The sequence below is a fragment of the Streptomyces sp. NPDC055025 genome (genome assembly GCF_053608565.1).
The window spans coordinates 16044-33021 of record NZ_JBSGVS010000011.1 but is presented as its reverse complement, the minus strand read 5'-3'; the positions used below and the strand labels follow the sequence as shown (position 1 = coordinate 33021).

The window sequence follows — 16978 nt, the reverse complement described above, 5'->3', positions numbered from 1 at the left end:
GATCCGTCAAAATGCGATTTGTCCGGACAGTTGAGACACTGGCCCGTCAATCGCGTCGGAAAGATCTTGATGAGTGTGGAGGGGAACGCATGACCGTCCCGGTCTTCGAGGAGTACGAGCCGGCTCGTGACTGCCCCTGCGCCGGATGCGCGGAGCGGCGGCGCGATCTGGCCAGGGGGCTGCCGGTGCGTGCGGGCGGCCATCCGGCCGCGCACGGCGCCCGGCGGGCACTGCTCCTGGCGACGGCGACGGGAGTCGCCCTCGGTACGACGGGGGCGGGCGTGGGGATGGGCACGGCGACGGCGTGGGCGGCCGGACAGCTGGCCGGCACGGCACGGCACATGGCGGCGGACGTGACGGCGGTGGACGCGGCGGCGGACGTGACGGCGGATGCGGCGGTGGCGCGCTCGGCGGCGGACGCGCGGGTGGCCGCCGGTTCGATTCCGTCGACTCCACAGGGCGGCAGTGCCCCGCTCCACGGGCGACCGCTGCCGGGCCCCGGGGCGCACCGGCACCCGACGGCGCTGCGCGGCTCCACGCGGGCCGACATCATCAACCGCGCCAAGCGCTGGTCGTCCGCGAGGGTCCCGTACAGCCTGGAGAAGTTCTGGTCGGACGGCTACCGCCAGGACTGCTCCGGCTTTGTCTCGATGGCCTGGAACCTCACCGGGAACGAGTGGACGGGCACGCTGGCGCGGTACGGCGTGGAGATCGACCGGGAGGATCTCCAGCCGGGCGACATGCTCCTCTTCCACAATCCCGCCAGCCCGATCAAGGGCTCGCACGTCACGATCTTCGGCGGCTGGACCGATTACACGCACTCCTCCTATCTGGCGTACGAGCAGGCCCAGCCGCACGCCCGTGCCCAGCCCACCCCGATGGCGTACTGGAGCCACTCGGGCCGCTATGTCCCGTACCGCTACCGGGGGCTGGCCGAGAGCGCCGACGCCAAGGGGCCGGGCGCGGGGACGGGGGCGTCGGCGCTGTATCCGGGCGCGGGGGCGTTCGGGCCCGGCGCGAACAACGCGTACGTCGGACAGCTCGGCCGGATGCTGGTCCAGCGCGGCGGCGGACGCTTCTACGCCCGGGGCCCGGGTCCCCGGTGGGGCGAGGCCGACCGGCGGGCCACCCAGGCGTTCCAGCGCGCGCAGGGCTGGCGCGGCGCCGAGGCGGACGGGCGGCCGGGCGCCGGAACCTGGCGGTATCTGGTGAGGGGCCTGGGCAAGGACATCCCGGCGGCGGGCGCGGGGGAGAGCGGCGGCCGTCCCGGCGGTGGCGCGGGCGGCGGTGGCCGTCCGGGCGCTGCCGGCGGGGGTCGCGGTGGCGGCGGTACGCCGGGGCGCGCACCGGCGTACCCCGGTGCGCAGCACTTCCGGCCCGGCGGCGGCGGTACGTATGTCGAGCTGCTCGGCAGGCAGCTCGTGAGAAAGGGCTTCGGCAGGTACTACACCTCGGGCCCGGGACGGGTCTGGACCGAGGCGGACCGGCGCAATGTCGAGGCGTTCCAGCGCGCCCAGGGCTGGCGCGGTGCCCAAGCCGACGGATACCCCGGCCCGGGGACCTGGCAGCGACTCTTCGCATGACGGAGGCAAGGATGACGACGACGACCTCGCACCCGAACGACGAGGACCCGGCGCCCGCCGTGCCCCCGGCGGACGGCGGGCGCTTCCCGGACGCTCCGGATTTTCCGGACGTTCCGGATGTTCCGGCACCGGACGGGAGCGGCACATCCGTGCCGGGCGCGCCACCGGCGCCGCCGGGTGACGGTCCGTTCCCGGCTCCGGCCGGGACGCCCCGGAGCGGCGGGACACCCCCGGTCCGCTCGGCGCGCTCGGTGTTCGGCGCCGAGATGTGGGTGCCGAGCGCGACGGTGAGGCCCCCGGAGCCGGTCGCCGCGTCATCCGCACGGGAGACAGGGACGGCCGGGCACCCCGCCGTGGACGGGCCGGAAGCGGTGGGTGGTCCGGTGACCGCGCCTCTCATCGCGCAGACCGCGCGGAGTTCCGTACGGACGGGAAGCGCCTGGGACGTGGGTGCGGGCACGGACGCGGGCGTGGGTGCGGGCACGGGCATGGGCGACGGACACGGCGGACACGACGGACACGGCGACACGAAGCCGTCCACGGACACGGGACCGGACACCCGACCGGGCTCAGGACCGGGCTCGGGACCAGGTTCCGGACCGAGGCCGGAGCTGGAGTCGAGGCCGAGGTCGGAGCCGGGGTCGACGTCGGGGTCGACGTCGGGGACGGCCGAGGGTGCGGCAGAGGCGGCCGGTCCCGCCGGTGCGGAGGCGGGTGAATCGTCCGTCGAGCCCGCCCCCCGAAGAAGGCCGGGGCCGGCGGGGCGCCCCGGCGGTGGGGACGGTCCCCGGTGGAGCCCGCTCATCGTCGGGGAGTCCACCCAGGAGATCCCCGTCCATCTGCTCTTCCGCGACGAGCCGGCCGGCGTCAGACCGCCCACCGTGGTCCGACGGCGGTGGGGCACCAGTGAGCAGCCTCGGGTACGGCGGGTGCCCCCGCCCGTGCCCGCCGCGCCACCGGCGCCCAAACCCGCGTCCCCGTCCGTACCCGCGTCCGTGCCCGTACCCGCGTCCGTGCCCGTGGCCGTGCCCGCACCCGCACGCGCGTCCGTGGCCGTGCCCGCCGCGCCGGTGCGGCCCGCGCCGCCCGTCGATCCCCGGCTCGCCGAGCGTCCGGGGCCCGTACTCCCCGGCTGGGCCGCCTCGCTCGTCGGTTTCCTGACGCTGATCGCGTGCGCCGCGCTCCTGTGGTGGGTCGGCGCCGTACCGGACGCGGTGGCGAAGGTGCTGGGGCTGCGGCCCAAACCGGACCGTGGCATCGGGCTCGGACAGTGGGCCCTGCTCGCGTTCGGCGGGACCGTCATGGTCTTCGCCTTCGGCGGCCTCGGCCGTGGCCAGGTCGGCCAGGCCTGGGTGCTCACGCTCTTCGGCGACTACCGGGGCAGCGTGCGCCGTACGGGACTGCTCTGGGTGAGCCCGCTGCTGGTGCGCCGCAAGGTCGACGTACGGCTGCGGCACTGGCGCAGCGAGCCGATGCCCTCGGTCGACTCGAACGGCACCGCGCTGCGGGTCGTCGTCCTCGTCGTCTGGCGGGTCAGGGACACCGTGCGCGCGGCCCTCGGTGTCGGGGACCACGAGGAGTATCTGCGTGAGCAGGTGGAGGCGGCGATGGCGCGGGTGCTCTCCCAGCTGCCCGCCGACGCGTTCCACGACGAGGCACCGACCCTGCGCAACGCGGAGGCCGTCGGCGACGCGCTGACCCGCATGCTCTCGGCGGAGTGCCGGCCCGTCGGCGTCGATGTCTTCTCCGCGCAGCCGACCCGGATCGAGTACGCGCCGGAGATCGCGGCCGCGATGCAGCGAAGCAGGATCGCGGCGATCGACGCCAAGCACCGGGACAGCGTTCTCACCTCGGTGGTGGACGCGGTGGACGACACCGTGCGCCGTCTGACCTCGCGCGGACTGGTCGAACTGGACGACTACGAGCGCAAGGTGCTGGTGAAGGACCTCACCGTGGCGTTCTACACCGGGCGCCAGGGTGTCGGGGAGAGGCTGTAATTGGTCTGGACCTGACCGGTACTTGTTATGGACACGGTCAAGTTCCGTTAATACTCTAGTGCTTGGTCTAGACCGCAGTTTGTTCTCCCCTGCACGCGTGCAGTACGGCTCACCGAACTCCCCACGTTCTCTGGAGCGAAGCATGCGAAAGAAGATAGGCGCGGCCGTGGTCGGCCTCGCCGTGGCGGGCGTGTCCCTGCTCGCCACCAGCAGCGCAAGTAGCCACGGCTACACCGACTCACCCATCAGCCGTCAGAAGCTGTGTGCCAACGGCACGGTTTCCAACTGCGGCAACATCCAGTGGGAGCCGCAGAGCGTCGAGGGGCCCAAGGGCTTCCCGGCCGGCGGTCCCGCCGACGGCAAGCTCTGCTCGGGCGGCCTCGGTCAGTTCGCGCAGCTCGACGACCCGCGTGGCGGCGCCTGGCCGACCACCAAGGTCTCGGGTGGCCAGAGCTACAACTTCCGCTGGCAGTTCACCGCCCGGCACGCCACGACCGACTTCAAGTACTACATCACCAAGAACGGATGGAACTCGTCCCAGCCGCTCACGCGCGCGGCCCTGGACACCCAGCCGTTCCTGACGGTGCCGTACAACAACCAGCAGCCGCCCGCGACGCTCTCGCACTCGGGCAACCTGCCGTCGAGGTCGGGCCGTCATGTGATCCTGGCGGTGTGGACCATCGCTGACACGTCGAACGCGTTCTACTCCTGCTCCGACGTCCAGTTCTGACATCCGGTCCTGACGCCTGGTCAGTAGTCGGTGGCCAGTGGTCAGCAGTCGGTAGTCAGCGGCCGGATCAGCCGTAAGAGACAGTAAGTACCTCGGGGGGCGCGGCACCGTCCGGTCCGCCGCCGCGCGGTCCGCGCTTCCCGAGGCACACGTCCCGGCACTCCGGCGTCCCGGCGCTCCGGCGCGCGCCCGCATGCCTTCCGACGCGCCCTCCGGCGCGCGCCCCGGCGCGAGGGGCAGCGTGCGCCCCGGCGCGAGGGGCGGCCGGGAATCGGGCACTTGGGGGCGGAACCGTCAACTGGAAGCGCTCAGAGGCCAGTTCGACGTGAAAAGGGTTTGCCTCCGCCGGGATTTGGGGGACCATTCCCGCGGCGGTCATCGCGCGTAGACCCGTGCGACAGCCGTGCCCTTCACGCTTACGGCGCTCCATGCCAACCGGCGCGAGGAGCGTTCCCCCCATATCCGTCCGGAGGTTGTTCCGCCATGCGCAGACGTCTGGCTCTTCCGCTCGCCTCGGCCGTACTCGCCCTCACCGCTTCCCTGTTCACGGCCACCTCGGCCAGTGCCGCGCCGGCGGACAAGCCCCAGGTCCTCAGCAGCTGGACCCAGGAGTCCGCGAACAGCTACAACTCCTTCACCGCGGCCCGGGGCAACCAGGGCGCCTGGTCCTCCTACGGCTTCGACTGGTCCACGGACTACTGCTCGTCCTCGCCGGACAACCCCTTCGGCTTCCCCTTCCAGAACGCCTGTGTGCGCCATGACTTCGGCTACCGCAACTACAAGGCGGCCGGCACCTTCGGCGCGAACAAGGCGCGGATCGACTCCGCCTTCTACGCGGACCTCAAGCGCGTGTGCGCGAAGTACTCGGGCGCGACGAAGGTGTCCTGCGACGCCCTGGCGTGGACGTACTACCACGCGGTCGACATCTTCGGTGTGAGCCCCATGGTGGACGGCTCGCGGTCGGTGGCCTGAGACCCGGGCGCGGGACCGGAGCACGTACGACAGCAGGGCCCCTCGCTCCCACGAGGGGCCCTGCCCTGTCCGCGCGCCGCCGGGGACCCGCCCCCGCGACCCGCGGCGGTCGGCACGGCAGTGCCCGTCTCCGGTTTCCGGTACGGCTGGGCCCGCTTCTTTCTAGTACGGCTGGGCCCGCTTCGCGAAGGCCGGTGCCAGCTTGTCCTGCGAGGCGGTCGGGAAGGAGATCGTGTTCGGGTTCCCGTCCGAGACGTACCAGCTCTTCCCGGCGGCGATCTTGTCCAGCCAGCGCGACGAACCGAACTCGGCGTCCGCGTCCTTGGGCCCCGCCGAGCGGATCCGCGGGATCCCGGCCGGTGTGAAGGCCTTGTCGTACGGCGAGACCGAGGGGTTGGCCCCCACGAGATACACCCCGTCGTAGCGGTAGCCCGTTCCCCGCGCGGCGACCCCGGCCTCCTGGGGCATGGCGCCGAAGGGCAGGGCGAGCGAGGTGACCCGGGTCCCGGGCGCGGCCGTCACGATCGCCTGCTGTCCGGCGGAGATGGCCTTCGTGGCACCCGCCTGGTCCAGGGAGCGCAGGTTCTGGTGGCGGTCGGTGTGATTGCCGACCTCGTGCCCGTGCTCCTTCAGCCAGGTCAGCGCCTTGGCCGAACCGGTCGCCGAGAAGGCGTCCGCGTTGACGAAGAAGGTCGCCGCCGGCTTGAACCCGGGGTACTTCTTCGCCGTCTCGGCCATGATCGCGATGGCCGTGTCCCGCGCCGGGGTGCCGTTCTGGTCGAGGCGCACCTGGCTGTTGGTCGAGTCGTCGAACGTGAGGACCACCGGGTGCATTCCGGCCGGGATGTCGATACGGCCCGTCTGGAAGTCCCGGGCGGTGACCGGGACGTACTCCTCCCGGGCGAGGCGCTCCAGCTCGGCCCGGAAATCGGCCGGGGTGCGGTCGTAGACGCTGGCCGGTTTCTCGGTGAGCTGGTGATACATCAGCACCGGCACCTGGCCGAGCTCGTCGGCGCCGACCTCCGCCGGGTTCACGGCGGCGGGGCTGGCCGCCGCCGGCGCGGCCTCTTCCCCGGCCGATGACGACCCCGGGGAACAGCCCGAGGCGAGCAGGGCGGCGCCCGCCAGGGCGCAGAGCGGGACGAGCGGGTGGCGCATGAGGGACCTCCAAGGCGAATGTGTCGCGCCATCCCTACCGGCGGCGGGAGCCCCCGTACCGCACTGTCGCCTGGATGGCGCAGTCACCACGCCGGGGCCCGATGCGGCCGTTCGTGTGAAATCCGATCAGAACAGGAGGAACGGCACGCCGTGCGGCAATCAATGGAGGAACCACCCGGCCACGGCACGAAGGACGTCATGATGGCCCCGAGACACATATCGCACTCCCCCTACTCCTACGGTCCCCGCCGCAGCCCCGCACGCCGGCGCGCCCTCATAGCGACGGCCGGGGCGCTCGCCCTGGCCGGAGTGGGCTGGACCTTCCTCACATCGGGACCGGGCGTGCACGGACTCTCCGACGGCTCCGTCCTCGACGGGCGCAAGGCCGCACAGGTCACCGCCTATCTCGACACCGAGGCGGCGGGCGGTCACGACAATGTGCGTGCCACCCTCGACGGCGCGGCGATCCCCGTCACGGCCGCGGGCCCCCGTCTGAAACTCGCACTCCCCCGTCTGACCGAGGGCCGGCACACCCTGGTGGTGGAGGGCGACAGCAGCATCCCCTTCGCCTCGTACCGGGAAGTCGTGGGCTTCACGGTGGACACCACCGCTCCCGCCCTCAAGGTGGTCGACCCCGAGGTCAAGAACGCCGGCCCCGTGACCATCGCCGGCAAGGCGGGCACCGACGCCAAGGTGACCGTCGACGGCAAGGTGGTGAGCATCGACAAGTCCGGGGCCTTCACGATCACGGTGCCCAGGGGCACATCCGTGGTGAAGGTCACCGCCGTGGACCGCGCCGGGAACACCACCACCAAGGCCGTGTCCACCCGGGGGCGCCGCCCCATGATCCGTGCCGCGCACATCACCGCGATCGGCTGGGGCAACGACACCCTGCGCGGCAACATCCTCGCCCTGGTCCGCAGCGGCAAGCTCAACGCCGTGCAGCTGGACGTCAAGGACGAGGACGGCGAGGTCGGGTACGCCTCCCAGGTGCCGCTGGCCCGTCAGATAGGCGCGGCCAAGGGCTACTACGACGCCCGCAAGGCGGTGGCCGAGATCCACGCCGCCGGGGCCCAGGTCATCGGCCGTATCGTCGCCTTCCGCGACCCCAAGCTCGCCACGGCGGCCTGGAAGGCCGGCAAGAAGGACCAGGTCGTGCTGACCCCCGCCGGAGAGCCCTACGCGGGCGGCGGCCACTACGGAAAGCTGGCCTTCACCAACTTCGCCGACCGCACGGTCCGCAAGTACAACCAGGACCTCGCGGTCGAGGCGGCCTCGCTCGGCTTCGACGACATCCTCTACGACTATGTGCGCCGCCCCGATGGCCCGCTGTCGAAGATGCGGTTCCCGGGCATCGGGTCCGCCACGCCCGAGCAGTCCATCACCTCGTTCGTCGCGGACACCCGGACGGCGATGGGCTCGCACCCCGCGTACCTCGGTGTCTCGGTCTTCGGCATAGCCGCCACCCGGCCCACCGAGATCGCCCAGGACATAGCGGCCCTGGTCAAGGTCAGCGACTACATCGCGCCGATGGTCTACCCGTCCCACTGGGGACCCGGGGAGTACGGCGTCGCCAACCCCGACACCGCCCCGTACGCGATCGTGCAGCGCTCGCTCGCCGACTTCGCCCGCCAGGCGAAGGGCACCCAGACCGAGATCGTCCCGTGGCTCCAGGACTTCTCGATGGGCAGCACCTACGGGCCGGCCCAGGTGGCCGATCAGATCAAGGCCGCGGCGGCCAACAAGATGAACTCCTTCATCCTCTGGAACGCCGGTGCCCGCTACCAGGGCGCGGCACTCCAGCAGATCGCCGCACGCTGACGCGGCCGGCGAGACCCGTCGCGAAAGGACGGCGAAAGGACGGCGAAAGGGCGGGCGAAGGGCGTTCCCGGAAACCGGGAACGCCCGACGCCGTGACCTCCGGGGGACGGGTCAGGAGGAGCGGGGGGCGGGGTGGACGAAGTGCTTGATCTCCTGGAACTCCTCCAGGGCGCGTTCGCCGTTGAGCCGTCCGACGCCGCTCTGCTTGAAGCCGCCCTCCTCCATCTGGTCGACGATGACGGCCCAGGTGTTGGTCCACACCGTTCCCGCGTCGAGTTCGCGGCCGACCCGCAGCGGCCGGTCCACGTCGCGGGTCCAGATACCGGCCGCGAGGCCGAACTCGGTGGCGTTGGCCCGGCTGATCGCGCCGGCCTCGTCGTCGAAGACCTCGAAGGTGGCGACCGGGCCGAAGACCTCCCGCTGGACGATGGGACGGTCCACCTCCTCGACCTCCAGCAGACTCGGCCGGACGAAGGCGCCGGCGGCCAGCGGGCCGTCGGTGACCCGGCCGCCCCTGACGAGGACCTCGGCGTACTCGGCCGCGTCCGCGACCTCTCTCTCCACCCGGTCCGCGTTGGCCTGGTCGATCAGCGGCCCCATCTCGCTGTCCGGATCGCTGCCCGGACCGACCCTCACCACTTCCAGCGCGGCGGAGAGCCGGGTGCGCAGCTCGTCGGCGATTCCCCGCTGGACCAGGATCCGGCTGCCAGTCATGCAGAACTGGCCGGTGAAGGTGGTGATCGCCTTGGTGAGTACGGGAACGGCGGCGTCGAGATCGGCGTCGTCGAAGACGATCATCGGGGTCTTTCCGCCCAGCTCCAGGGACATCCCCTTCAGCGAGGCGGAGGCGTCGGCCATGATGGCGCGCCCGACACGCGTACTGCCGGTGTAGCTGATGACGTCCACACCGGGGTCGGCGACGATCAGCCGGGCTCCCGCGCTGCCGGACTCGGTGAAGGCGTTGAAGACGCCCCGGGGCAGGGACGGGGCGCCGCCGATGATGTCGAACAGCAGGCCGTTGGTGAGCGCGGTCTGGCCCGGCAGCTTCAGCGCGACCGTCGCCCCCGCGGCCAGGGCCGGGGCGAAGGACCGCACGGAGAGAATGACCGGTGAGTTCCACGGCGCGATCACTCCGGCGACGCCGACGGGCTGGCGCAGGGTCATCGAGTACAGACCGGGCTTGACCTCGGACGCCCGGCCGGACTCGGTCAGGGCCAGCGCACCGTAGTAGCGGATCTTGGAGATCGTCAGACCGACCTCCAGGGCGGCCTCGGAGGGGATCTTGCCGTTCTCCCGGGAGAGCAGGGCGATCAGCTCGTCCTGCCGCGCGGCCATGCGGTCGGCCATCTCGAAGAGGGCTCGGGCGCGCAGATCGCGGTCGCGGGACCAGTCGCCGGTTCCGAAGGCCCGGCGGGCGGCGTCGATGGCGGCCCGCGCCTCGTCCGCGCCGCCGTCGGCGAAGGTGCCCAGCACCTCGCCGGTGGCGGGGTCGAGCGATTCGCCGATGGTGCCGGAGTCGGTGCGGACGCCGTCGATGAGGTTGCGGACATGGACCGTGCCGGTGGTGGTGGAGGACATGAGGGCTATCTCCTGGGAATCCGGAACATCTGAAGCCGGCGGCCCTGCGGGCCGTCCTCGGCATCGCTCGTTGCCGGGTCAGTGAAACATAAATACAGTTCGTTCTGCAACGAACTTAAATATGACTGACATGGCCGCGGGGCTGGGCATTCCCGAAGTGGAGGCCCTGGCGCACGGTCTCCGACCGGATCGCTTGACCCGTGACCGAAGGCGTGGTTATCTTCGTTGCAGAACGAACTATATAAGGTCCCTTGCCAGCGCGCACCGGCCGCATACGGGGGTCTCTCGCCGACACGCGCCGGCCGCCCGCTGTTCGTTCCGTTCCGTTCCACGCCGCCACGGGCGGCTGATGAGATCACCGCCGCCGGCGGGCCGCGATGCCCAGGGGCGGGAGGTGAGTCCGGTTTGGAGAATTGATCATGGTGGCAGCAGAGGGCACCGCGTCCCCGAGCACACACAGCGGCCCCGGTCCGGCGGCCATCGCCGTCAGGGCCGCGGTGGTCCGGGAGAAGGGCGGCCCGTTCGCCTTCGAGGACCTCGTCCTCGACACCCGCCTGCGACCCGACGAGGTGCTCGTCAAGGTGGTCGCGGCGGGCGTCTGCCAGACCGATGTCCACGTCCGCGACCAGCACCTTCCCACTCCGCTGCCCGCGGTCCTGGGGCATGAGGGCGCGGGGATCGTCGAGCGGGTCGGCGCCGGGGTCACCACCGTGGCCCCCGGTGACCGGGTGGTGATGTCGTACCAGTCGTGCGGCCACTGCACACCCTGTCTGAACGGCGACCCCGCCTACTGCGCCCGCTCCTTCCCGCTGAACTTCGGCGGCTCCCGCCCGGACGGCTCCAACGCGCTCAGCGGCACCGGGGGCGAGGAGATCCACGGCCACTTCTTCGGCCAGTCCTCCTTCGCCACCCACTCCCTCGCCACCGAACGCAATGTGGTCAAGGTGGCGGACGACGTACCGCTGGAACTGCTCGCGCCGCTGGGCTGCGGCCTGCAGACCGGCGCGGGCGCGGTACTCAACTCGCTCAAGATCCCGGCCGGGGCATCCGTCGTGGTCATCGGCACCGGAACGGTGGGTCTCGCCGCCGTCATGGCCGCCGCGGTCGCCGGCGCGAGCCCGGTCATCGCGGTCGACATCGTCCCCGAACGCCTCGCGCTCGCCCGGGAACTGGGCGCGACCCACACGGTCGACGGCAAGGAGGAGGACGTGGCCGGACGGATCGCGGAGATCACCGGCGGCGGCGCCGACTACGTCCTGGAGATCACCGCGCGGCCCGAGATGCTCACCCTCGCCGTCGACGCGCTCGCTCCGCTGGGCACCGCCGCCCTGATCGGCGGAGCCCCGGCCGGAGCCCACGCGCCGGTGAACATGAACGCGCTCCTGGGAGGGCGGACCGTGCGCGGCATCGCGCAGGGCGACTCCGTCCCCCAGCTGTTCATCCCCCGGCTCATCGAGCTGTACAAGGCCGGGCGGTTCCCCTTCGACCGCCTCGTCACCCTCCGCGGCTTCGACGAGATCAACGAAGCCGTCACCGACACGCGGACCGGGGCTGTGATCAAGCCCGTGCTCCGCATCGGGGAGTAGCGGCACACTCCCGCGCCATCCCCGGCCCCCCGGAGGGCGGCCTCACCAGCGCCGTACCTCCTCACCCTTACCCACAGAGGACATCGCGTCATGAACAACCAGCAGAAGCCCGGCACCCCCACCGACCGCCACCAGCTCGGCGCGGCCGGCATGCCCCTCAACACCCTCACCGACTACCGCCCCATACCGGCCGACGGTTACGGCGCCCTCTTCCTGCCCGATCGGATCGCCAAGGGCTACCACGTCGAGGAGATCAACGACGGCGCCTACTACGTCACCTCCGGCGCGTACGACACCATGTTCGTGCGCACCGGCAACGGTGTCGTCGTGGTGGACGCGCCCCCGCTGCTGGGCGAGAACCTGAACCGGGCCATCGCCGAGGTCACCGACGAGCCCGTCACCCATCTCATCTACAGCCACTGGCACTCCGACCACATCGGCGCCGCGGGGATCTTCGCCGCCGCCAGGCCCAAGGTCATCGCGCACGACTACACCCGCGAGATGATCCAGCGCTGGCCCGACCTCGGCGGCGAGCGGGGTCTGCCCGTACCCACCGACACGATCACCGAGAGCGAGACCCTCGACGTCAACGGCGTCCGGTTCGACCTCGACTACCACGGCGTCAACCACACCCCGGGCAACATCTTCATCTACGCCCCGCGCCAGAAGGCGCTCGCGGCGATCGACATCATCAGCCCCGGATGGAGCGCCTTCAAGCACTGCGACGCCTCCGAGAACATCCGCGGCTGGGCCGAGGCCCACGACTGGATCCTCCGGTACGACTTCAAGGGCGTCGTCTCCGGCCATGTCAACCGCTACGGCACCCCCGAGGACGCCAAGGCATCCCGTGACTACACCAACGACATCGTCGAATTCTCCAAGGAGGCCCTCGGCAACGGCCATGAGCTGGAGTACATCGAGCGCATCGGCTTCAGCAACGCCTGGGTGCTGTGGGAGAACTACTTCAACGAGATGACGAACTACGTCACCAAGAAGACGCTGGAGAAGGTCACCGACAACGGCCAGACATGGGCCCAGCGCCTCGCCGGGGCCGATGTCATGACCAAGTACCACGCGTACTCGGTCCTGGAGGCCCTGCGCCTGGAGTACGGCATGGTCTCCGGCTTCGAGGAACTGATCCTTCCCAAGCCCCGCGCCTGACGATCCGCGGCGGTGAGTACGGAGTCGGGCCCGGCAGAGTCTGTTCTGCCGGGCCCGACCGTGCTTCGGAAGTCCCGGATATAATTCGTTGTGAAACTAACTTTTCGGAGGGGTTATGAGCCTGAGGAACGGAAACGGGACGCGTGACGCCGAGACCACGGCGCCAGGCGTCCGTGAGGACACGCGCAAGGGGGCCTCACCGTCCCGCGCGCTCAGCCGACACGAGCGGGCGGCCTGGCTGGGCCTCCTCTCCACCCATCTGAAGCTGCTGCGCACCCTCGACGGCGAACTCGTGGCGGCCGAACGCATCCCGATGTCCTCCTTCGAGGTCCTGCTCACCCTCGCCGAGGCCCCCGAGGGCCGTCTGCGGATGAAGGACATCGCCGCCTCCCTGCTGATCAGCCGCAGCGGACTCACCCGTATCGTCGACGACCTCGAACGCCAGGGCTTCGTCGAACGGCGCAAGTGCCCCACCGACGCACGCGGCTTCGACGCCGTCCTCACCGCCGCCGGCGCCAAGGCGTACCGCCGCGCCCGCAAGGTCCATCTCACCAACCTCAGGCGTGAGTTCCTCGACAAACTCACCGAGGAACAGCTCACGGCGCTCAACGACATCTGGCGCACCGTCGGTTTCGACGACTCCGCCGACGCCTGCTGACGGGCCCGCCTTTTCCGCCGTCCCGCACGGCCGTCCGCTCACGGAAAGCCATACATCATCCTCATGACCGACTACGGACACGACCTGCGGTTCGGCGCCTTCCTGACGCCGACGGCCGAGGGCCACGACGACCTGATACGGCTGGCCACCCTCGCCGACCGGATCGGGATGGACCTGATCGGGATCCAGGACCATCCCTGTCGCCGTGTCCGGCCCGGACGCCGAGCACGAGCTGCGGACCTTCACCGAAGAAGTGGCCCCCCTGGTACGCGACGCCGTGGGCGCCGCCCGCGGCGGCATGTCCCCCGTACGTACGGCGGGCGGGGCCACGGCGGGTGAGGTCACGGCGGGCGGGGCCGCGGCGGACGGGAACGTCCCCGCCGTGCCGGAGGCCTCCGGGCATATCGACCTCTGGTCCGCCGACCCCCTGGGCGAGGCGACCCGGCCGCACATCCCCAAGCCGCCGTCGGCCGTGGCCCGTCCCGGCGGCACGGGCAGCCGTCTCATAGGCATCCATGCCCATCTGCGCCAGGAGATGCGGCAGATCATCGACGCCGTCTCCCAGGTCGCGGCCGGACGGCAGGACGCCGCCACGGCCCGCTCGATGATCAACAGCCTGACCCTGCGCCAGAACTACTGGCTGGCCTGACTCGACGCCGCCCTGGTCACCCTCGTCCAGGACGACAGCCAGATGGGTGAGGTCCAGGACCTCACCCAGTTGCTGGAACGAATCCTCCTCTCCCACCTCACCTATGAGGAAGAGGAGTTGGTGGAACCGCTGGACCGGCTGCGCATCAACGTCTGAGCACTCCGCGTCCGAGCACTCCGCCGGCCACCCCGTGGGAAGGCCCCCGGCCACGGCCGGACCTCTGCGCGGGCACCGGCCGGCGGACCCGGCCGCCGCTCTGTTCGAGGAGCAGCAGTCCGCCGACGGCGGCCACCGCCCACCCGGTCAGGATCGCCACACCGCTGATCACCCCGTCGCCGTGGAAGTACGCGAGGCCGTTGACAGCCCGTACGCCCACGCCGACCGGCAGCACGGCGGAGAACGGCTCCAGCCATCCCGGGAGGAACTCGGCGGGGAGACTGCCTCCACTGGTCGCGTTGCCCACCGTCATGAACACCACTGCCGCGATGCTGGATCCCAGCACACCGAGCCCCCTGACCAGCAGCATCGTGGACGAACCCACCGCCAGCGCCACCAGCGCCACCAGACCGGCGACCTCGGCGAACGGCGAGGGCAGGGCGTCGAACGCGGTGACCATCCCGGCCACCGTCAGCCCGCCTATGCCGCTGAACGCCATGAGCCCGGCCATCCGCCGCGCCATCCCCACACCCCGCCCGAGCTGGTACGTCATGATCCCGAACAGATAGCCGGCGAGCACCAGCCCGAAGGTGGTGTAGAAGACGACCAGCCCCCGGGTGTCCCGTGGCGACGGCGGAACGACATCGACGGTCTCCAGCGCCTGTCCGTCCGCCTCGGCGAGCGGGCCGAAGGAGCGTGTCAGCAGCGTGGTGACCGAGGGGCCGTGCGCCCCCGCGTACAGCAGCGTCGCGCCCCCGCCCCCGGGAATGTACGCGGCGAAGACCTCACCGTGCCGGACGGCCGAGCGCGCCGCCGGCGCGTCCCGCACGGCCCGGACCCGGAAGGTGTCGGACGGCCGCTCGGGCAGCCGCTCCTGAACCGCCGCCGCGTCCGCGGGCCCGCCCACGACGGCCACGGGCAGACCGTGCGCCACCGGGGCGTGGAAGGCGGAGAGATACACACCGATGAAGACGGCGCCGATCGCCACGGCGACGCCCACCGGCAGCAGCACCGGCCACGCGGCGGCTCTCACCCGGCGCGCGAGGCCGACCTCACGGCGGAGCGCCACAGCGGCGGAGTGACCCTTCTCGGTGCGAGGGGAGCCGGGCGGTGTCTCGGACATGATCTGCGTTCCTCCACTGTTCGGGCCATGGAGCACACCCTTCATTTAGTTCGTTGTGCAACGAACTGTATGAAGGGTGTGCCGGCCGAGTCAAACGCCGAGTCGAACGGCGCTGGGGTCAGACGGGGAGAGTGTGCGATCTGACGGCCGCCAGAGCTCTGGCGATGGGCACCACGTCCGCCACGGCCATCTCGATCCGTTCGTACACCTCGGGGTTGAGGACGGTCGTACCGTCGAAGTCGCCGGAGCTGAGATAGATCCCGGCGGGCGCGGTCCACGCCTGGAGGAAGCCGAACAGCGGGCGCATGGCGTGCTCGATCACCAGGGCGTGACGGTCGCTGCCGCCGGTCGCGGCCAGCAGTACGGGCTTCGCGGCGAGCCCGTACTGGTCGACCAGGTCGAAGAAGTGCTTGAACAGCCCGGTGTAGGAGCCCCGGAAGACCGGGGTCGCGGCGATGACGAGATCGGCGCCCTCGACGGCGCGCAGCGCCTCCTCGACGTCGGCGCCGACCTGATCGCGTTCGGCCGCGCCGGTGAACGCCGGGCCCAGCGTGTGCAGTTCGATCAGCCGGGTCTCGGCCGGGGTCTGCGCGGCCAGCGTCCGGAGCACCAGCTCCACCAGCGCCGTCGTTCTGGACGGAGTGCGGACACTGCCCACCACGGCGACGACGCGCAGGGGCTCGGCACGGGGTGCGGAGGTCATGAGGCCATCTCCGTCCGGGACGGACGCGGTGAGGCGATCTCCCTGCGGACGACGGGGGCGACCTCGGCTCCGAGCAGTTCGATGGCCTTCAGCGCTTCCTTCTGGGGCGCATCGCCGAAGCCGAGCTGGATCATCATCCGGTCGTGGCGGAAGAGTTCGTACTGCGCCATGATCTTGTCGATGACCTCCTGGGGGCTGCCGAGGAAGAAGGCGCCCGCCGCCGTCGCCTGGGCCTCGTAGGCGAGCTTCGGCATGGGGACGCCCCGGCCGCGCTGGTGGTGGTTGGCCATCCACCCCGCCTGGAAGTAGGGGTGCGAGACCTCGATGGCCTCGCGATGGGTGGGGGCGACGAATCCCGGCGAGTTGATCGACACCTTGAGCGACGCGGGGTCGTGCCCGGCCTCGGCGGCGGCCGAGCGGTACAGCTCGACGAAGGGCGCGAACTGCCGGTAGCCGCCGCCGATGATCGCCAGCGACAGTGGCAGACCCAGCCGCCCGGCACGGACGGCCGAAGCGGGTGTACCGCCCACCGCCACCCACACCGGCAGCTTGCGATCGGGCCTCGGGGTGATGTCGCCGTTCACCAGCGCCGGCCGCAGCGACCCCCGCCAGGTGACCGGGTTCTGCTCGCGCAGCTTGAGCAGAAGCTCCAGCTTCTGCGCGAACAGCTCCGCGTAGTCGTTCAGGTCATAACCGAAGACCGGGAAGGACTCGGTGTACGAGCCGCGGCCCGCGATGATCTCCGCACGCCCGCCGGAGAGCAGATCAAGGGTGGCGAACTGCTGGAACACCCGCACCGGGTCGTCCGAGCTGAGCACGGTGACCGCGCTGGACAAGGCGATCGAGCGGGTGTTCTCCGCCATCGCGGCCAGTACGACCGAGGGGGAGGACACCACGAAGTCCGTACGGTGGTGCTCGCCGACCGCGAAGACGTCGAGTCCCGCCTCGTCGGCGGCCTTCGCCTGCTCCACCAGCTCCCGCAGCCGCACCCCCGGGGCGGGCGACTGCCCGGTGAACGGGTTGGGTGTCAGCTCACCGAAATGGTAAATGCCCAGTTCAAAAGCCATGATGGGGATCACTCCACGGTCGTATCGTTAGTTGCG

Annotated in this window: 14 protein-coding genes; 9 read left to right on the top strand and 5 right to left on the bottom strand. The window is 71.1% G+C overall.

The window, feature by feature from the left end; genetic code table 11:
- The first annotated feature begins 89 nt into the window (after window positions 1–89).
- The 4 genes from ACWGDX_RS09405 (at window position 90) to ACWGDX_RS09390 (ending at window position 5282) form a co-directional block, all read left to right on the top strand.
- The gene (locus ACWGDX_RS09405) at window positions 90–1583 is read left to right on the top strand and encodes a peptidoglycan-binding protein (protein WP_453623820.1); all 1494 of its coding nucleotides are present in this window, start codon (window positions 90–92) and stop codon (window positions 1581–1583) included.
- A gap of 11 nt (window positions 1584–1594) precedes the next feature.
- Window positions 1595–3580: an SPFH domain-containing protein gene (locus tag ACWGDX_RS09400; RefSeq protein ID WP_453623818.1), complete on the top strand. Its 1986-nt coding sequence runs from the start codon at window positions 1595–1597 to the stop codon at window positions 3578–3580.
- A 142-nt stretch (window positions 3581–3722) separates the two neighbouring features.
- Entirely contained in the window at window positions 3723–4310 is a 588-nt protein-coding gene (locus ACWGDX_RS09395) for a lytic polysaccharide monooxygenase auxiliary activity family 9 protein (RefSeq protein WP_363079183.1), read from the top strand.
- 483 nt (window positions 4311–4793) lie between these two features.
- The gene (locus ACWGDX_RS09390) at window positions 4794–5282 is read left to right on the top strand and encodes a phospholipase (protein ID WP_453623816.1); all 489 of its coding nucleotides are present in this window, start codon (window positions 4794–4796) and stop codon (window positions 5280–5282) included.
- A 162-nt stretch (window positions 5283–5444) separates the two neighbouring features.
- On the opposite strand, the gene ACWGDX_RS09385 is transcribed toward ACWGDX_RS09390, so the two are convergent.
- Window positions 5445–6440 (bottom strand): polysaccharide deacetylase family protein, encoded by a 996-nt coding sequence (locus tag ACWGDX_RS09385; protein ID WP_453623814.1) that lies wholly within the window; start codon window positions 6438–6440, stop codon window positions 5445–5447.
- Between the two features lie 198 nt (window positions 6441–6638).
- Between ACWGDX_RS09385 and ACWGDX_RS09380 the strand changes: the two genes are divergently transcribed.
- The gene (locus ACWGDX_RS09380; RefSeq protein ID WP_453623812.1) at window positions 6639–8261 is read left to right on the top strand and encodes a putative glycoside hydrolase; all 1623 of its coding nucleotides are present in this window, start codon (window positions 6639–6641) and stop codon (window positions 8259–8261) included.
- A 111-nt stretch (window positions 8262–8372) separates the two neighbouring features.
- On the opposite strand, the gene ACWGDX_RS09375 is transcribed toward ACWGDX_RS09380, so the two are convergent.
- Complete coding sequence (locus ACWGDX_RS09375; RefSeq protein WP_453623810.1) at window positions 8373–9839, bottom strand: aldehyde dehydrogenase family protein; 1467 nt, start codon at window positions 9837–9839, stop codon at window positions 8373–8375.
- 419 nt (window positions 9840–10258) lie between these two features.
- Between ACWGDX_RS09375 and ACWGDX_RS09370 the strand changes: the two genes are divergently transcribed.
- The 4 genes from ACWGDX_RS09370 (at window position 10259) to ACWGDX_RS09355 (ending at window position 13893) form a co-directional block, all read left to right on the top strand.
- Window positions 10259–11425, top strand: coding sequence for an NAD(P)-dependent alcohol dehydrogenase (locus ACWGDX_RS09370; protein WP_453623808.1), 1167 nt, complete (start codon window positions 10259–10261; stop codon window positions 11423–11425).
- A 90-nt stretch (window positions 11426–11515) separates the two neighbouring features.
- The gene (locus ACWGDX_RS09365; RefSeq protein ID WP_453623806.1) at window positions 11516–12586 is read left to right on the top strand and encodes an MBL fold metallo-hydrolase; all 1071 of its coding nucleotides are present in this window, start codon (window positions 11516–11518) and stop codon (window positions 12584–12586) included.
- 115 nt (window positions 12587–12701) lie between these two features.
- Complete coding sequence (locus tag ACWGDX_RS09360; protein ID WP_453623804.1) at window positions 12702–13244, top strand: MarR family winged helix-turn-helix transcriptional regulator; 543 nt, start codon at window positions 12702–12704, stop codon at window positions 13242–13244.
- 205 nt (window positions 13245–13449) lie between these two features.
- A complete protein-coding gene (locus ACWGDX_RS09355) occupies window positions 13450–13893 on the top strand; it encodes a hypothetical protein (RefSeq protein ID WP_453623802.1) in 444 nt (147 codons plus the stop codon).
- A gap of 145 nt (window positions 13894–14038) precedes the next feature.
- On the opposite strand, the gene ACWGDX_RS09350 is transcribed toward ACWGDX_RS09355, so the two are convergent.
- The 3 genes from ACWGDX_RS09350 to ACWGDX_RS09340 form a co-directional block, all read right to left on the bottom strand.
- A complete protein-coding gene (locus tag ACWGDX_RS09350; protein WP_453623800.1) occupies window positions 14039–15172 on the bottom strand; it encodes an ABC transporter permease in 1134 nt (377 codons plus the stop codon).
- Between the two features lie 118 nt (window positions 15173–15290).
- Window positions 15291–15875: an FMN reductase gene (msuE, locus tag ACWGDX_RS09345; protein ID WP_453623799.1), complete on the bottom strand. Its 585-nt coding sequence runs from the start codon at window positions 15873–15875 to the stop codon at window positions 15291–15293.
- Complete coding sequence (locus ACWGDX_RS09340) at window positions 15872–16942, bottom strand: LLM class flavin-dependent oxidoreductase (protein WP_453623797.1); 1071 nt, start codon at window positions 16940–16942, stop codon at window positions 15872–15874. Before ACWGDX_RS09340 ends, msuE begins: the two co-directional genes overlap by 4 nt.
- Window positions 16943–16978 lie beyond the last annotated feature (36 nt).